The 16643-nt window shown below is 67.9% G+C and carries 15 protein-coding genes; 5 read left to right on the top strand and 10 right to left on the bottom strand.

Annotation, left to right across the window (positions count from 1 at the left end; genetic code table 11):
* Positions 1-112: 112 nt before the first annotated feature.
* Positions 113-1117 carry a Bug family tripartite tricarboxylate transporter substrate binding protein gene (locus AC27VE_RS20440; protein WP_427960252.1) on the top strand — a complete coding sequence of 335 codons (1005 nt, stop codon included), beginning with the start codon at positions 113-115 and terminating at the stop codon, positions 1115-1117.
* 27 nt (positions 1118-1144) lie between these two features.
* Here the strand turns inward: AC27VE_RS20440 and AC27VE_RS20435 are convergent, their stop codons facing one another.
* The 10 genes from AC27VE_RS20435 to AC27VE_RS20390 all read right to left on the bottom strand — a co-directional run bounded on the left by AC27VE_RS20435 (position 1145) and on the right by AC27VE_RS20390 (position 12896).
* Positions 1145-2395 carry a D-amino acid dehydrogenase gene (locus AC27VE_RS20435; protein ID WP_488704824.1) on the bottom strand — a complete coding sequence of 417 codons (1251 nt, stop codon included), beginning with the start codon at positions 2393-2395 and terminating at the stop codon, positions 1145-1147.
* Positions 2396-2475: 80 nt separating this feature from the next.
* Positions 2476-3975, bottom strand: coding sequence for an N-acyl-D-amino-acid deacylase family protein (locus AC27VE_RS20430; RefSeq protein ID WP_488704823.1), 1500 nt, complete (start codon positions 3973-3975; stop codon positions 2476-2478).
* Between the two features lie 10 nt (positions 3976-3985).
* On the bottom strand, positions 3986-4645 hold the full coding sequence (locus tag AC27VE_RS20425) for a TetR/AcrR family transcriptional regulator (protein WP_006228018.1): 660 nt from the start codon (positions 4643-4645) through the stop codon (positions 3986-3988).
* Between the two features lie 4 nt (positions 4646-4649).
* Positions 4650-5561: a DUF6963 family protein gene (locus tag AC27VE_RS20420; protein ID WP_488704822.1), complete on the bottom strand. Its 912-nt coding sequence runs from the start codon at positions 5559-5561 to the stop codon at positions 4650-4652.
* Between the two features lie 28 nt (positions 5562-5589).
* A complete protein-coding gene (locus tag AC27VE_RS20415) occupies positions 5590-6489 on the bottom strand; it encodes a carbohydrate ABC transporter permease (RefSeq protein WP_488704821.1) in 900 nt (299 codons plus the stop codon).
* On the bottom strand, positions 6479-7423 hold the full coding sequence (locus AC27VE_RS20410; protein ID WP_488704820.1) for a carbohydrate ABC transporter permease: 945 nt from the start codon (positions 7421-7423) through the stop codon (positions 6479-6481). The genes AC27VE_RS20415 and AC27VE_RS20410 overlap by 11 nt, the downstream gene beginning before the upstream one ends.
* A complete protein-coding gene (locus AC27VE_RS20405; protein WP_427960240.1) occupies positions 7420-8541 on the bottom strand; it encodes an ABC transporter ATP-binding protein in 1122 nt (373 codons plus the stop codon). Before AC27VE_RS20405 ends, AC27VE_RS20410 begins: the two co-directional genes overlap by 4 nt.
* A gap of 1 nt (position 8542) precedes the next feature.
* Positions 8543-9964 (bottom strand): ABC transporter substrate-binding protein, encoded by a 1422-nt coding sequence (locus AC27VE_RS20400; protein ID WP_427960237.1) that lies wholly within the window; start codon positions 9962-9964, stop codon positions 8543-8545.
* A gap of 218 nt (positions 9965-10182) precedes the next feature.
* Positions 10183-11601: an amidase gene (locus AC27VE_RS20395; RefSeq protein WP_488704819.1), complete on the bottom strand. Its 1419-nt coding sequence runs from the start codon at positions 11599-11601 to the stop codon at positions 10183-10185.
* Between the two features lie 62 nt (positions 11602-11663).
* Complete coding sequence (locus AC27VE_RS20390) at positions 11664-12896, bottom strand: amino acid ABC transporter substrate-binding protein (protein ID WP_006228025.1); 1233 nt, start codon at positions 12894-12896, stop codon at positions 11664-11666.
* Positions 12897-13056: 160 nt separating this feature from the next.
* Between AC27VE_RS20390 and AC27VE_RS20385 the strand changes: the two genes are divergently transcribed.
* From AC27VE_RS20385 to AC27VE_RS20370, 4 genes are all read left to right on the top strand, one after another.
* Positions 13057-13941, top strand: a complete 885-nt coding sequence (locus tag AC27VE_RS20385; protein WP_315140695.1) for a LysR family transcriptional regulator — start codon at positions 13057-13059, stop codon at positions 13939-13941.
* 89 nt (positions 13942-14030) lie between these two features.
* Complete coding sequence (locus AC27VE_RS20380; protein WP_006228027.1) at positions 14031-15023, top strand: branched-chain amino acid ABC transporter permease; 993 nt, start codon at positions 14031-14033, stop codon at positions 15021-15023.
* Between the two features lie 9 nt (positions 15024-15032).
* Complete coding sequence (locus AC27VE_RS20375) at positions 15033-15914, top strand: branched-chain amino acid ABC transporter permease (RefSeq protein WP_088591399.1); 882 nt, start codon at positions 15033-15035, stop codon at positions 15912-15914.
* Between the two features lie 20 nt (positions 15915-15934).
* Entirely contained in the window at positions 15935-16642 is a 708-nt protein-coding gene (locus tag AC27VE_RS20370) for an ABC transporter ATP-binding protein (protein ID WP_006228029.1), read from the top strand.
* Position 16643: the final 1 nt, after the last annotated feature.

The following is a 16643-nucleotide window of genomic DNA, read 5'->3' as shown; positions in this document are numbered from 1 at the left end:
TGGCGCCGGTTCCTAATGCGACGAAAGTGACCATTCGGTCACGTTCGTCGCGCAGTACCGACACCGAATTCCGTTTGATCAATCGAACACGCGTCAGCGAAGGGGAAAGAGGATGGGCTGGTCAACTCATTGGCGGACGGCCGCCAGGGCAGGGCGCTGGACAAGCGTGGCGGCGGCCGCCACGCTGGCGTTGAGCGCGGCGGCGTCCGCGCAGGAATGGCCGGCGCGGCCAATCACCCTGATCGTGCCGTTTCCGCCCGGCGGCACCACCGACATCTTCGCGCGCACCATCGCCCAACACATGCGGCCGGCGCTGGGCGAGTCCATCGTGGTCGAGAACAAGCCGGGCGCGGCGGGCAACCTGGGCGTGGCCGCTGCCGCGCGCGCCCAGCCCGACGGCTACACCATCGTGCTGGGCTCCGTCGGCACGCAGACCGTCAATCAGTTCCTGTACGGCAACATCGGATTCAATCCCGCCACCGACCTGGTGCCGTTGGGCATGATCGCTTCCACGCCCAACGTCATGGCGGTGGCGGCCGGATCGCCCTGGCGCAATCTGGACGATGTGATGAAGGCGGTGAAGAAGGATCCCGGCAAGTACTCCTACGCGTCGCCGGGCATCGGTTCGTCCGTGCACCTGACGGGCGCCTATTTCGAATCGCTGGCCGGGCTGCAGATGCTGCACGTGCCGTTCAAGGGGTCGTCGGCCGCGATACCCGCCGTGATCGGCGGACAGGTCGACATCCTGATGGACAACCTGCCCAGTTCCATGGCGGCGTTAAAGCCGGGCGGCCGCTTGCGCGGCATCGCGGTGACGTCGGCCGAACGCAGCCCTGCCGCGCCCGACCTGCCCACGATGGCCGAGGCCGGCCTGCCCGGTTTCGAGGTCACCGCCTGGTCCGGCCTGTATGCGCCGCGCGGCACGCCCGCGCCGGTCGTCGACAAGCTGATCGCGGCGATGAAGCAGGCCTTGAAATCGCCCGAGCTGCAGCAGTCGCTGGCGCAAGGCGGCGCCACGCCGGGCAATCTGTTCGGCGCGGACCTGGCCGCGTTTGAAGTGAAGGAACGCGATAAGTGGGGCACACTGATCCGTAGCCGCGGCATCAAGGCGGACTGAGCGCGGCGCGGACGCCTGCCTCGCGCGTTACGCCAGGGCGAAGGCGGCCGCGTCCACGGCCGGGTTGCGGCCCTGCATCAGGTCCGTCAGCATGCGCGCGCTGCCGGCAGCCAGCGTGAAGCCCAGGCCGCCGTGGCCGGTGTTCAACCACAGGTTGCGGTAGGGCGTGGCGCCGATCAGCGGCTTGCCGTCGGGCCGTGCGGGGCGCAGGCCGGCCCAGGGCTCGGGCGGGCCTGCCGGGTTCAGGTCCGGGAAGAACTGCGCCACGTCGCGCTCCAGGCTGCGCACGCGCCGCGGATCCACGCCGCCGCCGCCCGTGCCGATATCGACCATGCCCGCCACCCGCAGCCGCTGGCCCAGCCTTGCATACACCACCTTGCGCCGGATATCGCTGATGCTGGCGTTGGGGGCGACGCTGTCCGGCGTCAGCGCATACGTCAGGCTGTACCCCTTGAGCGGATAGATCCGCAGGTTCAGCCCCAGTTGCCGCGCCAGCGGCTGCGCGCCCATGCCGCTTGCCAGCACGTAGTGGTCGGCATCCAGATCGCCCGCGGCGGTGGAGGCGCCCACGACGCGCCCGCGTTCCGATCGCAACGCCGTCACCCGGGTATTGAAATGAAAGCGCACCGGGTCCGCCGCGGCGCGCAGGATGCGTTCAAGCTCCGTGCATAGGCGCTGGCAGTCGCCCGCGTCTTCGGTCGGGGTGTAGAGCGCGCCCTGGATGCTGGTCCCGATGCCGGCCAGCGCGGGTTCCATCTCCAGGCAGGCGCGCGTGTCCATCACGCGCTGCTCGCTGCCCAGATCCGCCAGGTAGTCGCGCTGCGCCAGCGCTTGCGCGTAGGCGCCGGCATCCTGATAGACCAGCAGTTTGCCGGACGACGAAAAATCGAAATCGGGATTCTCCTGGCGCACGAGCTCATGCACGCACAAGCGGCTGTACATGCCCAGTGACAGCAGTTCGCGCGTGGTGGAGCGGCTTTTGGCGCGCGTGCAGGCGCGCAGGAAGGCGAGGCTCCAGCGCCACTGGTCCGGATCCAGGCGCGGCCGGAAGCGCAGCGGCGCGTCCTGGGCCAGCAGCCACGAGGGCAGTTTGGGCAAGACGGCGGGGTCGGCCAGCGGAGCGACGAAGCTGTAGCTCAGTTGCGCGCCGTTGGCCATGCTGGTGGCCTGCCCGGGGCCCGAGCCCGCGTCGACGACCGTGACCCGATGGCCTGCGCGGTGCAGGAAATAGGCGGTGGTCATGCCGACCACCCCCGCGCCGATGACAACAATGTGCATGATGCTCCAGGGAGGCGCCGCGCGCGGGCGCGGCGTTCAAGGGTTGGCGCCCGGCCAGGCGGGCGTGCGGCGATAAGGTGTCAGGCTGCCCAGGCGGGTGTTTCGAAGCCGGGGGCCGCGCGGTCGTCGCCGCGCAGCAAGCGGCCAGGGCGGGCGCCGGTTGGAGCGCCGTCTTCCTCGACCAGCTGGCCGTTGACCAGCACCGCCTGGATGCCCGTGGACGGCAGGGTGGGCTCGGCGAAACTGGCCAGGTCGGCCACCGTGGACGGGTCAAAGACCACCACGTCCGCATAGCAGCCGGGGCGCAGCACGCCGCGGTCCTTCAGGCCGAACTGCGCGGCCGTCAGGCTCGTCATGCGGCGGACGGCCTCTTCCATGCCCAGCACCCGCATCTCGCGCACATAGCGCGCCAGCACGCGTGAGAACGCGCCCCAAAGGCGGGGATGGGGGCGCTGGTCGTGCGGCAACCCGTCGGACCCGATCATGACGCTGCCGTGGCTGATGACGCGCTTCACGTCGGCTTCGTCCATCGAGAAATAGATCGCGCCGCCGGGCGACAGTTCTTCGGCCAGGCGGGTGGGATCGCGGCCTTCGCGCGCGGCCAGTTCGCGCAGGTCCACGCCCTGGATCTCGGGACGCGTCTGCGACCACGTAACGATGATCTTCTCGCCGGCGGCCACGCGGCGCGGCTCCAGGATGGTGGAAGACGCCGCATAGGGATAGACGTCCATGCCCAGCGGCTGCTCGGCGCGCATGCGGTCGTACAGCGCCAGCGTTTCGGCCGTGCGGCCGTGGTTGTGCTTGCCCGTGACCTTGTGGTGCGACAGGATGGCCGGCACGTCTGCCGCCCGGCCGATCAGGAAGGCTTCTTCCATCGCGTCGCAGACGTGATCGGCCTCGTCGCGCAAATGCGTCGTGTACAGGCCGCGCCAGGTGGCCAGCGGTTCAGCCACGCCAATCACTTCCTCGGTGCTGGCGTGCATGGCGGTCGGGTAATACAGGCCTGTCGACAGCCCCGCCGCGCCGGCGGCCATGGCCTGGTCCAGCGCCTGCCGCATGGCCGCGATCTCTTTCTTGTCGGCCGGGCGGTCCAGCCGGTCCATGGCGGATACGCGCAGGCTGGAATGGCCCACCAGCGCCAGGCTGTTGACGGCGGCGGGTGCGGCTTGCAGCGCGTCGGCGTAATCCTGCATGCGGGCGTAGAGCTCGCCCGTGTGCTTGGCCAGCAGGTTCAGCGGCGGCGGCACCACGTCGCCCGGCGTGCGCACGGGCGCCAGGCTGATGCCGCAATTGCCGGTGACGACGGTGGTGATGCCCTGGCTGACCTTGGGCCGCATCAGCGGCGTGCCCAGCAGCGCGCGGTCATCGTGGGTATGGCAGTCGATGAAACCCGGCGACACCACCTTGCCCGTCGCGTCGATGCGGCGCGGCGCGCGCCACGCCGCGCCATCGCCGATGGCAGCGATGCGTTCGCCGCGGATCGCGATGTCGGCGCGGCGGGCAGGTCCGCCCAGGCCGTCGGCGACTTGGCCGCCGGTGATGATGATGTCGTAGTCCTGCTGGTCGGGATGCGCGGGCATGGGTTGGGGCTCAGGTTTCTGGGTCGGCGGCCTGCGTGCCGCGGCGCGCCTCCAGGTTGGCAAGGGATTCGGTATTCAGGGCGTCAGGAAAACCATGGGCTACCAGGTGTTCCAGCGCGCCGCCGATGCGGTCCCAGCCTTCCGGCGTGCGCAAGGGCACGCCCAGGAAGTGGGATTCGGTCTTGGCGCGCAGCATCAGGTAGAGCACGCCGGCCAGCATCACGCTGACCATCGCCGGCATGTCGGCTTCCGGCGCCAGGCCGTCGATGCGGTCGATGAAGCCGCGCGCGGCGCGTTCGCGCCGTTCGGCCAAAGGCGCGGACACCTCGTTGCGTTCAATGAGTTCCCAGCGCCGCACTTCGCGCAGCGTCTCATTGCCGGCCAGTGCGTCGATCTGCGCGCGCAGCATGGACAGCACGAGTTCGCCGGGCGTGCGCTGGCTGGATTCGTCCGCGGCCAGCAGCCCGGGGTTGCGGGTCCAGAAATCCTGTTCCTGCATCCAGGCCAGCATCAGGCCGGGCATGCCGTCGAAATAGCGGTAGATGAGTTCCTTGCTGACGCCGGCGCGCTTGGCGATCGCGTTGATGCCGACGCCGCCCATTCCGGTTTCCAGGATCTGGGCTTCCAGCGCTTGCAGGATCTGCCTTTCGGTATTCTCGCGTCGCGACATAGGCCTATTCCTTCATGATGATGAGGGAGCGGGCGGGGTCCGGCACGCCGTACACCCGGCCGTCGGCCATGTCGGCGGTGAGTTCGCTGACGGTGTGGCCGATATGCCTGCCATCTTGCCAGACTTCGCTGCCCAGGTAGACCGCATTGGCGCGGCGCGGCGCCGAGGGTAGCGACGGGTCGGCCTGTTCGATGGCCAGGATGCGCCCTTGCGCATCCACCAGCACGCGGTCGCGGGCCGCGGCGGTGATGGCGACGGGGACGCCGAGGGTCAAGGCGCGATAGGACGCGGATTCACCGGTCAAGGCATACCAGGCCAGGTCCGCCATCGCGTCGGCCAGCGGCGGGCAGGGGTGGATGGAGTTATGCAGCACGGCGACGCGGCACAGGCCGTTGTCGCGATGGGCAAGCCCCTGGTCGGGGCGGCGGGCGACGCGCCGCGTATTGCCCCAGGCAAGTTCGCCCGCGGCCGACAGTGCGATCAGGCCCGCGTCGATTTCCGGATGCGCCTGCAGCACCTGGCCGACGGCGTCGCCCGGCGGGGCGCCCGCGGCCATGAGGGCGAGCGCGGCCTGGTTCAGCGCGATGCCGTCGGCGCCCGGCCGGTTGGGCAGCCGATGCCCGGTCACCAGCCCCACGCCATCGGCGCCGGGCAGAAACTGCACCAGCGGTTCGGGGCGGTCCGGGCCGCTTTCGATCAAGGCCGCGCGGGGCGCCTGCAACCAGTCCGGCGGCAGGTTCAAGGCGGTGACGCCGCCGCGCTGGCACCACCTGTGCCGTACGCGGCCGGCGTCGTCCATGACGGCGAACACGGCAAAGCCGCCGATGGCGCCGTGGCCCATCGCCTCGGCGGCCAGCGCCGCCGCCTGCACTGCCGCGCCCGCCTGCGGGCCGGATGCCGCGACGCCGATCGTCATGCGAGGCTCCTCTTGGCGTTCACCGGTCCTAGTCCGTGTTGCTCGTCACGGGATCGACGATGTTCAGGTTGGTGATGAAGCGCTGGAACAGCATGGCCAGCGCCAGCGGGGGCAGGGCGGCAAGCATGCTGGCCGCGGCGAAAAGTCCCAGGTCGGCGCGGAAACCCGGCATCAGCGGAGACAGGCCCAGCAACGAGGCCGACAAGGTCTGCGCGGACGTGCCGCCGGTGAGCACGATGGCGAACAGCAGGTCGTTCCAGCCCACCAGGAACGCGATGATGAAGGCCGCGGCGATGCCCGGCAGCGCCATGGGCAGCGTCACGTGGCGCAGCATCTGCCAGCGCGTGCAGCCGTCCATGCGCGCGGCGCGCTCGATTTCCACGGGCAGCGATGCGAAGTAGCCCATCAGCACCCACGACAGCAGCGGGATCACCGCGGTCAGGTACACGATCCACAGGCCGAACAGGCTGCCCGCCAGCCCGATGGCGGCGAAGAACACGTAGTACGGGATCAGCAGCGCAATGGGCGGCAAGGTGCGCGAGGCCAGCAGCACGTACAGCAGCGGCCCCTTGAAGGGGAATTCGAACCGCCCCAGCACATAGCCCGCAAGTGTGGCGATGGCCGTGCCGACGGCGGCGGCCGGCAGCGCCACCAGCGCGCTGTTCACGAAGCCCGTCATGATGGCCTTGGTCTGCCCGCCGAAGATCGAGTCCGACGTGGACAGGCCCAGTACTCGCAGGTAGTTGTCGAAGGTGAACCCGCCCGCGTTGTGCGCAACCCCCATGATGATGGCCGATTCGTCCATGAACGACGCCTTCAGCGTCCAGTACAACGGGAACAGGCACCAGAACGCGACGAGCGCCACGCCTGCGCCCACCAGCCAGGGGCGCCAGCCTTCGCCGGTGACTTTCGCGGCATCACTGCTCATGGGCGTCTCCCTGGGGGCGTTTCTTGCGGATCAGCATGAAGTAGGCGGTGGCCAACAGCAGCGACAGCACCGTCAGCAGGAAGGCGGCGGCCGAGGCCAGGCCGTACTTCGAGAATTCGAAGTTGTAGCGGAAGATCAGCAGCGGCAGGATCTGCGTGGACGTGCCGGGCCCGCCGCGCGTCAGCGAGAACAGCAGGTCGAACTGCCGCACCGCTTCCACCGTCATCACAACCAGCACGATCAGCGTCGTGTGCTTCAAATGCGGCAGCGTGATGTGCCGAAAGCGCGACAGCGGGCCCGCGCCATCCACGCGTGCCGCCCGGTACAGGTCGCGCGGAATCGTCTGCAATGCGGCCAGGTAGAAAAAGCTTCCCAGCGGCGCGATATGCCAGACGAACGCCAGCGCGACCCAGAACAGCGCCCAGTCGCTGGCCAGCCAGACCGTGGCCGCGTTGGCCAGGCCCAGCGGCGCCAGCAACCCGGTCAGGGCGCCGAAGCTGGGGTTCAGCAGGAACGAGAACACCGTGGCGGTCACGACCTGGGACATCGCCCAGGGCAAGAGCGCCAGCCCGCGCACCAGGCCGCGCACCGGCATCTCTTCGTTCAGCACCAGCGCGATGCCCAGCGCCGCGGCGAATGATCCCGCCACGCACATGGCGACAAAGCCCAGGCTGCGCCAGATCGCGTCGATGACGGCGGGGTCGGACAGCACTTCGCCGTAGAGGTCGGCGCCGACGAACTCTTCCGTGCGCAGGATGGCGTTGGTGTCGTGCAGGCTGAGCCAGAACGAATAGCCCAGCGGCACGCCGATGATCAGCGTGTTCAGCGCGTACACCGCCACGATCACGGTCAGCGCGAAACCCAGGTCGGACATTTCGCGGCCACCTTGGCGCGCCGGCGCGGGTCGGGCGGGCGACAGGCTGGCGGCGCTCATGACCGCGGCTCCTCGCCGCCGTGCACGCGCAATCCCTGCGCGTCGAACAGGTACAGGCGTGCCGCGGGCAGCGCTAGCGCGATGGGGGCGCCGACTTCATAGCGGCGCTCGGGCGGCAGGCGCGCACGCAGGCGCGGGCCGTCTTCCGCGCCGACCGCCACGTCCACGAACTGGTCGGGCCCGACCGGCTCGACGGCCCAGACGCTGCCTTGCAGCAGCAGGCCGTCGCCTGCCAGCGGCGCAGGCGCCATGGCTTCGGGGCGGATGCCCAGCGTGGCCTGGCTGCCTTCGGGCAAGGCGCGCGCGGCGGGGTGCAGGGCGGCCGGCAATACATGGCGTCCGCCCGCGGTCTGCAGCGCGGGGACGCCATCGTGCGCATGCAGCGTGCCGCGCAGGAAGTTCATGCCGGGGTTGCCGATGAAGTCGGCCACTTCCATGTTGGCGGGCCGGCGGTAGATGGTGTCGGGGTCGGCGAACTGCAGCAGGTTGCCGCCCGACATCACCGCGATGCGGTCGGCGAGTGTCATCGCCTCGACCTGATCGTGCGTGACGTAGATGAAGGTGGCCTGCAGCGTGCGGTGCAGGCGCTTGAGCTCCACCCGCATGTCCGTGCGCAGCTTTGCGTCCAGGCTGGACAGCGGTTCGTCGAACAGGAACAGGTCGGGGTTGCGCACCACGGCGCGGCCGATGGCCACGCGCTGGCGCTGTCCGCCCGACAACTGATAGGGCTTGCGGTCCAGCATTGATTCCACGCGCAGCAGGCTGGCGGCGCGGTCCACGCGCGCGCGCACCTCGGCCGCCGGCATCTTCTGCATGCGCAGCGGAAATCCGATGTTCTCGCGCACGGTCATGTGCGGATACAGCGCGATGCTCTGGAAGACCATGGCCACGTTGCGCCGGTGGGGCGGCACCTGGTCCACGCGCCGGTCGGCGATGCGGATCTCACCGCCCGTGGGCGTGTCCAGCCCGGCGATCATGTTCAGCGTGGTGGTCTTGCCGCAGCCGGACGGCCCGAGCAGCACCACGAATTCGCCGTCGCGGATGTCCAGGTCCAGCGAGCGCACGGCCTGGAAGTGGGTATAGGCCTTCTGGATGCCTTGCAGGGATACGCTGGCCATATCAGCTCCGCTTCAGGATCTTGGCGTACTTCTTGTAGAGCGCATCCCAGCGGGCGCGCAGTTCGGTGGCGACCTGCGCCGGCGTCCTGGACCCCTTGATGAGCATGTCCTGGGCGATCATCTCGTGCATGCCGGTATCCCATTCCTGGTACCAGGGCGCTTTCAGGATGTGGGCGGCGACGGCTTTCTCGCGGCCTTGGAAGAGCCACTGGTAGACCTGTTCGGCCTGGGGCGGGTACATCCACTTCATGATGGCCGCCTTGCTGTCCGCGTCGCGGTACAGCTCGGGGAACGGCACTTCCAGATTGGCCTTGGCGATCCAGTTCTTGTGCGTGGTCAGCTGGCCCGCCTTGTCGCGGTAGCCGAAGTACTTCACCAGTTCCCACAGCGCGGCCTGCTCGGCGTCCGTGCGCTTGCGGGTCGACATGCACAGCAGCGCATGGCCCACCAGCACCGTATCGTGGGTGGCGCCCGGCACGACGGGGTTATAGCTGGAGTACGCGGCGATCTGGCTCTTGGCCGGATCGTTGTAGTTGAAGCTGTAGTAGTCGATGTTCAGGTGGAAGGCGTGCTGGCCCTTCATCCATGAACTGGACGTCTCGGTGCCAGACCAAGTCAGCACGGCGCGCTGCACCAGCTCGTCGTCCCACCAGCGCTTCCAGTCCGTCAGGACTTTCACCAGCGGCGTGTCGCCGCCGAAAGTGGCGCGCAGGTCGTCGTCGACGAAGCGTTCGCCTTCGGCAAAGCACTGCGCGATCAGGGCCCAGGGCAGGCCGGTCCAGGCGTTGTACCAGGGCATCAACATGGGGTGCTCGGACAAGCCCTTTTTCTTGATCTCGCGGGCCTGCTTCTCGACCGTGGCCCAATCCTGCGGATAGTCCGCCGCGTTGGCGGTGCCGCCGAATCCGGCTTCGCCCAGCATCTTCTCGTTGCGGAACAGCGCGAACGGGCCGCCGTTGTAATACGTCAGGCCCAGGTAGCGGCCGTCCGTGGCGCGGGCATCATCCACGATGCCGGGGAACATCTGCTTCTGGATGTCGGCCAGGCCGGGCATGTCGTCGATTGCCCGGATCCAGCCTGCCGCGTACCAGCGCGACGCCTGGCCGCGTTGCGCGTAGAACATGTCCAGCGGCGCCTTGGCGGCCAACTGGGTTTCCAGCACTGCGGCGTAGTCGCCGGGAATGGGCGACAGGTTCACCGGCACGCCGCTTTCCTGCGTGAAGCGCGCCGCGCCTTGCTGCACGATTTCACTGCCCCACGGCCAGAAGGCGAAGGTCAGCGGCGAGGGCGCCTGGGCCAGGGCCTGCAGGGGCCAGGCGCCTGCCGCCAGACCGGCGGCGCCGGCCAGGCCTGCGGCGCTGCGCAACAGGAAGTCGCGGCGGGCGGGATCCGCCTGGCCTTCAAAGGGTGAACGCTGGGGCATGCTGGACTTCCTTGCGGTTGAGAAGACAACAAAGAGAGGGTGCAGCGAAGCGGTGTGGCCGGTGTGGGTGCGGCCGCTGTTGTGACCATGTGGTCACATTCCGCGTTCAAGATATTGCTTCGGGGGGATCGGCAGCAAGGGGGGAGTTTCCCTAGGAGGGCGGGAGTGCGTGCGCCGACGGCGTGCGCCGCCGGCGTGTCGTCAGCCAGCCAGTCGACTTACAGCCCGATGGCCTTCAGGTCGGGGTGGCGGCGATGCCAGTCGGTCACGGCCTGGAAGGCCATGCCGATCTTGCCGAGCGTGCCTTCGGCGTTCGGCTTGCCCAGCAGTTGCACGCCCAGCGGCAGGCCGCCGGCGGTGAAGCCGGCCGGCAGCGCCAGTCCGGATGCGTTGACGTAGTTGCCCGCGCGGGTGAAGGCGGCCAGCGGCGTGGCGGCCTCGTCTACGTCGGCCAGCAGGCGGGCGCCAAACGGCGCGCAGGGCGTCAGCACGGCATCGATGTCGCGCATCCATGCCAGCCATGCCTGGCGTGCCTGTGCGTGCGCCTGCAACGCGGCGATGTAGTCGGCGGCGGACACGCCCTTGCCGGACAGCACGCGGGCGCGCACATATTGGCCGATGGGCTGCGTCGCGTCTTCGATGTATTCGCGGTGCATGGCGTAGGCCTCGGCGGCGATGATCTGGCCGTTGCGCAGCATCATCTCGCGGAAGTCGAAGGGGAAGGGCGTTTCGGCTACCTCGGCACCGAGGTCGACGAGCACACGGCGCGCGTCATCCAGGGCAGACAGGGCGTCGGCATCGGCGGCGATGGGATGCTGCGACGGCGGCATCAGCGCGATGCGGATGCCGCGCAACGGTTGCGCGCCGGTGGCGGGCTCGCGGAACTGGAAGGCGGGCAGGCCTTGCGTCAACGGATCCTGGGCATCGGGCCCGGCCATCAGCGCGGTCAGCAGCATTGCATCGCGGGTGTCGCGCGTAAGCGGGCCGATGGAGTCCAGCGTGGTCGACAGCGCTACCGCGCCATGAAGGCTGATCAGCCCGCGCGTGGTCTTCAAGCCCGTGATGCCGTTCAACGCGGCGGGAATCCGCACCGAGCCGCCCGTGTCCGACCCCAGCGCGGCAGGCGCCAGGCCGGCCGCCACCGCCACGCCCGATCCGCTGGACGAGCCGCCGGGAATGCGCGGGGCCTGCAAGTCCCAGGGGTTGCGCGGCGTCCCCATGACGGGGTTCGTGCCCCAGCCGCCGAACGCGAATTCGACCATGTGGGTCTTGCCCAGCATCACCATGCCGGCGTCCAGCAGGCGCGTCACCGCGGTGGCCGTGACGCTGCTGCGGCGCTCGCGCCAGGCCTCGGAGCCTGCGGTGGTGACCTGGCCCTGGATGTCGCACAGGTCCTTGGCGGCCACCGGCACCCCGTCCAGCGGGCTGAGCAGGCCATAGCCGGCGCGGCGGCGCGCATCGGCGGCTTCGGCCAGGCGCAAGGCGCCGGCGCTGTCCACGCTGACATACGCGCCCAGCGCCGGATTGGCCTGGGCGATGCGGTCCAGGAAGTGCTGCGTCAATTCCACCGAGCTGTAGCGGCCTTTGGCCAGGCCGTCGGCCAGCTCGCCGAGCGTGGCAAATGCAATTTCAGACATGTTTTCCTCAGGTTGGGGTGCCGGCCGTGCGGGGCGCGCACGGCCGGCTGCGCAAAGCGCGACTAGCGTTTGGTCCAGTCAGGGGCGGGGTAAACGGGTTTCGCCGTCGCCACGTCTGCCGGCCACACGGGCACCATGCCCTTGCCCGGCAGCAACTGCACCACCGGGAAGGGCATCAGCAGCTGCTTGCCCGTGTCGTCGATGGCGTAGGGGCCGGCCATGACCGTGATCTTGCCGGACAGGTCCATCGACGCCTGCTTGAGCGCCGCGGCGTCCGTGGAGCCGGCCTTCTTCACGACCTCTTCCGTGACCGCGCCCGCGCCGTAGGCCAGCGCCGTCTGGAAATCGGGCGGGAACTCGGCCTTGGGAAAGCGCTGGTCGTAGGCGGCCGCGAACTGTTCGCGGCTCATGCCGGCGTTGACGTTCCAGTTGATCGCGGGGTGGTAGTTGGTATGGCTGTAAATGTAGTTCGCGTCCGCGCCGATGGCCTGGAATTGCGGGGTCGACGCATACACCATGAACACGTACGGGAAGTTGATGTCCAGCTGCTTCATCTGGCGCGTCATGCTGATCAGGTCGCCCTCATAGGACGTCGGCACCAGCGCTTCGGCGCCTGCCGCGCGCGCCTTCTGCAAGATGGTGCTGAAGTCCTTCTGGCCCTTGGGGTACTTCTCGAACATCACGACCTGCATGCCGTTCTTCGTTGCCTGTTCGCGTCCGCCTTCAGCCAGGCCGGCCGGGAACGGTTCGTCGGAGTACAGCAACGCCACCTTTTTCACGCCCTGGTTGGCCGCCAGCTCCATGTTGGCGCGCAGCATCGCGGACACCGGCATCTGGGTGCCCGACACCATGTTCTTGAATCCCTGCTTGTACAGGTCATCGCTGGCGGCGGACCAGACCATCATGTATTTGCCCAGCCGCTCGGTGACGGTGGCGGCCGCGGCCGTCAGCGTGGAGCCAAAAGGCGCAAACACCAGATCCACTTTTTCATCGACAATCAGGCGTTCGTAGACACGCGTGACCATCTGCTTGTCGCTGCGGTCATCCAGCTTGACCAGCTCGACAGGGTATTTCTTGCCCTTCACCTCGATACCGCCACGGCGATTGACGTCTTCCACCCACAGTTCCACGCCCCGGACGCCGGATTGCGAGGCCAGGGCGAAGCTGCCCGTGGACGAGACCGTCATGCCCACCCGGATCTTGTCCGAGGTTTGGGCGGTGCCGGTAGCGGGCGTCAAGGCGGCGATGGCCATGGCCAGCGCCGGTAAGCGGAACAACCAGGATTTAGCGAACATGGGATGTCTCCAATCGTTATAGATTTGGGGGCCTCGCCCCGCCGCGAAGCAGGGACCCAGAACCCGGTATTGGGCAATAATTGCCCAATACGCGACAAAGCGTATAACAAATAGGCATGGAGCGCACGCCTTGAATAAATTGAATTACCGGCAGACGGAAATGCTGTGGGCCATCGTCATGGCCGGGTCGATCAGCGGCGCGGCCCGCTTGCTGAACATTTCGCAGCCGGCCGTCAGCCGGATGCTGGCCCAGACCGAGAAGAGCATGGGCGTGACGCTGTTCGAGCGGGTGCGCGGGCGGCTGCGCCCTACCTCGCAAGTGCACAGCCTGTTTGAGGAAATCGAAAAGACGCAGCGCATGATGCAGCGGGTCAATGATCTGGCCGATGCGCTTTCCGAGCATGGCACGGGCGTGCTGCGCCTGGCTTCCATTCCCAGTCTTGCGCAATTCCTGGTGCCGCGCGCGGTGGCCCGTTTCCAGCAGCGCCATCCGGAGCTGCTGCTGCGGCTGAATACCTCGGTCCTGCCCAGCCTGATTTCCGACGTGCTGCAGGGCGAGGCCGAGCTGGGGCTGGTGGTCATGCAGGCGGACCATCCCTTCCTGACCTCGCAGCCGCTGCATGTGGGGCGCATGGTGGCGGCCATCCCCAAGGGGCATCCGCTGGCGGGGCAGGCGTCCGTCAGTCTGGCGGATCTTTCCCCGCATCCGCATATCGTGGTGGGCACCCGCATGCCCTTCGGCATGCTCGTGCTGGGCGCGTTCGAGCAGGCCGGGCTGCCGTGCCGCATGTGTGCCGACGTGCCCTGGAGCCAGCTTGCGTGCGCGCTCGTCAATGCTGGGGTGGGGATCGCCATCGTGGATGAATTCACGGTCATGCAGAACACCATGCCGGACGTGGTGATCGTGCCGCTGCAAGAGCGCATTCCCCTGAATATCTCGGCCGTCTACGCCAGCAACCGGGAGCCGTCGCAGATCGCCTTGCGCTTCATCGACGAGCTGCGCGGGGTGCTGGTCGAGGCGTTTCCGGACCCCGATAAGGGTTAGTCCTTAACTTGCAGTTATGGTTTGAACTGTTCATAATCGCCTCCAAATAGAGCGGCCATCCAACCCGAGACGGCCCGGAGGAAGACATCATGAGCAGCAGTCCCGCCCTGGCGGCGGGCGCGGCTTCGCATCGCGCGCAGGATCTGCGCGCCGTGCAGTTGCGCACCCGCATCGCAGTGACCCTCTTCGCCGCGCTGGCCGCCGGCCTGGCCGTGATCCCGATGGCGACCTCGAACATCTCGTTCGCGTTCTACCTGATGCTGTGGATCACCATGGCCAGCGCCATGAACATCTGCGTGGGCTTCACGGGCTATCTGCCGTTCGGCTATGTGGTGTTCTATGGCGTGGGCTCCTACGCTACCGGCATCTGCTACAAGATCATGGGCTGGCCCATCCTGCCGTCGCTATTGGCCGCCGGCGGCGTGGGTCTGGCGATCGCGCTGCTGCTGGCGCCCACGCTGCGCCTGCGCGGCGTGTATTTCGGCATCGTGAGCCTGGCGCTGGCCACCATCGTCAAGCTGGTCATTTCCGACCTGCCCCAGTCGTTCACCGGCGGCAGCATGGGCATCATCCTGTCGCGCGCCAACAATCCCACGCACAGCTACTACGCCATGCTGATCGTCATGGGCGCCACGCTGGCAACCGTCACCTGGCTGTCGGTATCGCGGCTGGGCCGCGCGCTCAAGGCCATCCGTGACGATGACGGCGCGGCCGCCTGCGTGGGCATCCACGTCCCCAACACCCGCCTGAAGGCCTGGCTGCTGGCCGCCTTGTTTCCTGCGCTGGCCGGCGGCATCGAGGCCTGGTACACGAACGTCGTCGACCCGGAATACGCCTTCAACGTGCTGATCACCGCCAAGAGCATCATCTACGCGATGGCGGGGGGCTTCGGCACCATCCTCGGCCCCGTGGTCGGAACGCTGGCGCTGGTGGGCATCGACCACATGATCTGGCAGAAATTCCCGGTGGTGAACTTGCTGCTGCTGGGCCTCATCATCGTCCTGCTGATGTTGTTCCTGCCCCGCGGCATCATCGGCAGCCTGATCAAACGCAAGCCGCAACTGCGCCGCTACATCGCCTGAGGACCCGCCATGACCGGACTGCTTATCCAAGGCCTGATCAACGGCCTGATCCTCGGCGCCATCTACGGCCTGATCGGCGTGGGCCTGAACGTCGTCTTCGGCGTGCTGCGGGTGGTGAATTTCGCGCACGGCGAATTCCTGGTGCTGGGCGCGTATTTCGCCTTCTACCTGATGGAATACGCGGGCATCAACCCGCTGGTGGCGCTGCCGCTGGCGTTCGTGGCGTTCTTCCTGGCCGGCTACCTGCTGTACTTCGTCCTGATCCCGCGGCTGTCCAAGGCGGACGATCCCGAGATCAGTTCGTTGCTGCTGATGTTCGGCGTGTCCATCATGCTGGGTGCGCTCATGCTGCTGGCGTTCGATGCCGACGCGCGCTCGCTGCCCTACGAGATCGAACCCGTCTTCCTGAAGTTCGGCCCGGTCCTGATCCCGACCGTGCGGCTGCTGGCGCTTGCCATCGCGCTGGCGATCATCGCCGCGCTGACGGTGTTCCTGTACCGCACGCAGCTGGGCAAGGCGCTGCGCGCCATCATCATGAACCGCGACGCGGTCCGCATCGTGGGTATCAATGCCGAGCGGCTGTCGGCCGTGGCGTTCGGGCTGGGCGTGGGCCTGGCTGCCGCCAGCGGCGTGCTGGTGGCCATGGTGTTCCCGGCGTTCTCGCCGTTCATGGGCAACGACTACACGCTGATCGGCTTCATCGTCATCGTGCTGGGCGGCTTGGGCCATCCGGTGGGGGCGCTGGTCGGGGCGCTGCTGTTCGGCATCACCGAACAGGTGTCCGTGGTGTTCTTCAGCCCCTCCATCGCCACCATCTGCGGTTTTGCGCTGATGGTCGCCACGATCTTCATCCGGCCCAGCGGCTTGTTCGGCCGCCAGGCGCTGCGTTAACAGCCCCGGGAGACGGACGCATGTTGAAAGTCACGAATCTCAAGAAGCGCTTTGGCGGCCTGGTGGCGTTGCAGGGCGTGGATCTGGAGGTGCCCAAGGGATCCATCCTGGGCATCATCGGCATGAACGGCTCAGGCAAGACCACGATGCTCAACTGCATCAACGGCATCTACACGCCGGACGAAGGCCGCATCGAACTGGACGGCCGCGAGATCGGCGGGCGGCAGGTCCATGAAGTGGCCCGGTTGGGCGTGGGCCGCACCTTCCAGGTGCCGCGCATCTTCCGCCAGCTCAGCCTGCTGGACAACCTGGACGTGGCGCAGCAGCAAGCGGGCCGCAGCGCCGACGAGCGCTACGCGCAATCCGAATACTGGCTGCATAAGGTCGAGCTGCACCGACTGCGGCACAACTACGCCGAAGAATTGTCGGGCGGACAGCAAAAGCTCGTGGAACTGGCGCGCATCATGGTCGCGCGGCCGAAAGTCGTGCTGCTGGACGAACCGTTCGCCGGGGTGAATCCCGCGCTGGCGCAGCTGCTGATCTCGGTGATCCGCGAACTGCCCACCGAGCACGATTGTTCGGTGGTGCTGGTCTCGCACGACCTGACCTCCATCTACCAGCTGTCCCACCACATCATCGTCATGAACGAAGGCGCCATCCTGAGCCAGGGCAACGCCGATCACGTGCGCGCCGACCCGCGGGTGGTCGAAGCCTATCTGGGAGCCTGAC

It is taken from the genome of Achromobacter sp. 18P8.1.1, from assembly GCF_057799415.1.
This window is presented reverse-complemented; position numbering and strand designations above follow the sequence as displayed.

Excerpts from the sequence above, each read along its gene's own strand:
- AC27VE_RS20440 (WP_427960252.1), top strand. The coding sequence starts at position 113 with ATGGGCTGGTCAACTCATTGGCGGACGGCCGCCAGGGCAGGGCGCTGG.
- AC27VE_RS20435 (WP_488704824.1), bottom strand. The coding sequence starts at position 2,395 with ATGCACATTGTTGTCATCGGCGCGGGGGTGGTCGGCATGACCACCGCC.
- AC27VE_RS20430 (WP_488704823.1), bottom strand. The coding sequence starts at position 3,975 with ATGCCCGCGCATCCCGACCAGCAGGACTACGACATCATCATCACCGGC.
- AC27VE_RS20425 (WP_006228018.1), bottom strand. The coding sequence starts at position 4,645 with ATGTCGCGACGCGAGAATACCGAAAGGCAGATCCTGCAAGCGCTGGAA.
- AC27VE_RS20420 (WP_488704822.1), bottom strand. The coding sequence starts at position 5,561 with ATGACGATCGGCGTCGCGGCATCCGGCCCGCAGGCGGGCGCGGCAGTG.
- AC27VE_RS20415 (WP_488704821.1), bottom strand. The coding sequence starts at position 6,489 with ATGAGCAGTGATGCCGCGAAAGTCACCGGCGAAGGCTGGCGCCCCTGG.
- AC27VE_RS20410 (WP_488704820.1), bottom strand. The coding sequence starts at position 7,423 with ATGAGCGCCGCCAGCCTGTCGCCCGCCCGACCCGCGCCGGCGCGCCAA.
- AC27VE_RS20405 (WP_427960240.1), bottom strand. The coding sequence starts at position 8,541 with ATGGCCAGCGTATCCCTGCAAGGCATCCAGAAGGCCTATACCCACTTC.
- AC27VE_RS20400 (WP_427960237.1), bottom strand. The coding sequence starts at position 9,964 with ATGCCCCAGCGTTCACCCTTTGAAGGCCAGGCGGATCCCGCCCGCCGC.
- AC27VE_RS20395 (WP_488704819.1), bottom strand. The coding sequence starts at position 11,601 with ATGTCTGAAATTGCATTTGCCACGCTCGGCGAGCTGGCCGACGGCCTG.
- AC27VE_RS20390 (WP_006228025.1), bottom strand. The coding sequence starts at position 12,896 with ATGTTCGCTAAATCCTGGTTGTTCCGCTTACCGGCGCTGGCCATGGCC.
- AC27VE_RS20385 (WP_315140695.1), top strand. The coding sequence starts at position 13,057 with ATGCTGTGGGCCATCGTCATGGCCGGGTCGATCAGCGGCGCGGCCCGC.
- AC27VE_RS20380 (WP_006228027.1), top strand. The coding sequence starts at position 14,031 with ATGAGCAGCAGTCCCGCCCTGGCGGCGGGCGCGGCTTCGCATCGCGCG.
- AC27VE_RS20375 (WP_088591399.1), top strand. The coding sequence starts at position 15,033 with ATGACCGGACTGCTTATCCAAGGCCTGATCAACGGCCTGATCCTCGGC.
- AC27VE_RS20370 (WP_006228029.1), top strand. The coding sequence starts at position 15,935 with ATGTTGAAAGTCACGAATCTCAAGAAGCGCTTTGGCGGCCTGGTGGCG.